We start from the raw sequence: 1,872 nt of genomic DNA, 5'->3' as shown, positions 1-1,872 counted from the left end.
ACCCCGTGGCTGGGCCGGCTGCTGCTCGCCCGGACCCTCGGCCCCGAGCCGGAGGTGCTCTCCGTCTTCGGCGAGCTGCACCGCCGCCACCCCGAGCACCACCACGCCCACCACCTGCTGGTCGCGCGCCTCGCCGAACGGCCCGGGGGCGGCCGGGGCGCCGAGACCCACGAGGTGTACGACCTCGCCGAACTGGCCGCCGCCGAGGCACCCGCCGACTCCCCGCTGGCCGTCCTGCCGGTCGTCGCGTACGCCGAGCGCTACCGGGTACTGGCCGCCGGCGGCCCGGCCCCGGCCGACCCCGCCGCCTCCGGGCACTGGTCCGGCCCGCGGGCCCGGCGCATCCTGCGCGCCTGCTTCGACTGGTGGCTGGAGTGGGAGCACGACGATCACCCGCGCCGCCACACCGACCTCAACCACCTCGCCTTCGCCCTGACCTGCGCCGGCCGCCCGGCCGAGGCCGCCGCGCTGTTCCAGCGCATCGGCGGGCACGCCACCCCGGCGCCCTGGTCCTACGCGCACCCCGACCCCCTGGCCGCCTTCCACGCGGCCCGCGCCCGCGCCCTCGGGCGGTGAGACCCGGTGAACGACACGGCGCCGCCCGCCGTATCCATGGACGGAACGGAGGAACGGAGCAGCCAGGGAAGGCGCGGAGTACCCCGGGAAGGTACGGACGAAGTGATGACGAAAGTCTGACCGGCGACCCGGTCGTCTGGCCCCGCGCGGTCCCCGAGTGCTCGAATGAACACGTGAACCCTGAACGATCCGAGGAACCGATACCCGCCCCGGAGCCGGACGGCCGGCCCATCGGCCGCCGGGTCTTCCTCGGCACCCTCGGCCTGGGCGCCCTCGGCGTGGCCGCCGCGCCCGCGCTGCAACGCGGCCTCGAAGACTTCCTCGGCGGCGTCGCCGACAAGGACCCCACCGGCCTGACCGGACTGCTGCCCAACGGCGGCGGCTTCCGCTACTACTCCGTGGCCGCCTCCGTCCCGCACCGGACCGCCGCGGACTACCGCCTCACCATCGACGGCCTGGTCGACCGCCCGCGCGGCTACAGCCTCGCCGACCTGCGCGCCCTGCCGCAGACCCGGCTGGTCCGGGACGTGCAGTGCGTCACCGGCTGGCGGGTCCCCGGCACCCCGTTCCAGGGCGTGCGCCTGTCCCACCTGCTCGACGCGGCCGGGGTCCGCCCCTCCGCGAAGGCACTCCGGTTCACCTGCTTCGACGGCACCTACACCGAGAGCCTGACCCTGGAGCAGGCGCGCCGCCCGGACGTCCTGGTCGCCCTGCGCATGCAGGACGAGGACATCGGCCACGACCACGGCGGCCCGGTCCGCCTCTACGTCGCCCCCATGTACTTCTACAAGTCCGCCAAGTGGCTCTCCGGCATCACCGTCACCGACCGGGTGCGCCCGGGCTACTGGGAGGACCTCGGCTACGACGTCGACGCCTGGGTCGGCCGCTCGAACGGACGCTCCGATGACCCCACGAGCTGAGGCCCCGGCCCCGCCGGACACCCGCGTCCACCGCTTCACCCGCGCCGAACGCCAGGTGCACCGTGCGGCGGCCGCACTGATGGGCGTGTGCGTGCTGACCGCCGCCGTGCTCTACATCCCGCAGCTCGCGGTCCTGGTCGGCCGCCGGGAACTGGTCGTCCGGATCCACCAGTACGCCGGCCTGGCCCTGCCGCTGCCGGTCCTGCTGGGCCTGGCCTCCCGCGCGTTCCGCACCGACCTGCGGTTCCTCAACCGCTTCGGCCCGCACGACCGGGTCTGGCTGCGCGCCGCCCTGCGCCGCGACCGGCGCCCCGAGGCGCGCCCCGCCGGCAAGTTCAACGCCGGCCAGAAGGTCTACGCCGCCTGGATCGCCGGC

Annotated in this window: 1 protein-coding gene and 2 pseudogenes; all 3 read left to right on the top strand. The window is 75.5% G+C overall.

Annotation, left to right across the window (positions count from 1 at the left end; translation table 11 throughout):
• A pseudogene (locus tag IE312_RS42825) lies at positions 1–576 on the top strand (hypothetical protein); the annotation flags it as partial.
• A 173-nt stretch (positions 577–749) separates the two neighbouring features.
• On the top strand, positions 750–1,496 hold the full coding sequence (locus IE312_RS32395) for a molybdopterin-dependent oxidoreductase (protein WP_189985819.1): 747 nt from the start codon (positions 750–752) through the stop codon (positions 1,494–1,496).
• A pseudogene (locus IE312_RS42820) lies at positions 1,480–1,872 on the top strand (cytochrome b/b6 domain-containing protein); the annotation flags it as partial. The gene IE312_RS32395 and the pseudogene IE312_RS42820, both read left to right, overlap by 17 nt.

This window comes from Streptomyces capoamus (assembly GCF_014654935.1).
GTDB lineage: Bacteria > Actinomycetota > Actinomycetes > Streptomycetales > Streptomycetaceae > Streptomyces > Streptomyces capoamus.
Note: the sequence above shows the minus strand (reverse complement) of the source record. Positions and strands in the feature narration are given on the sequence as shown.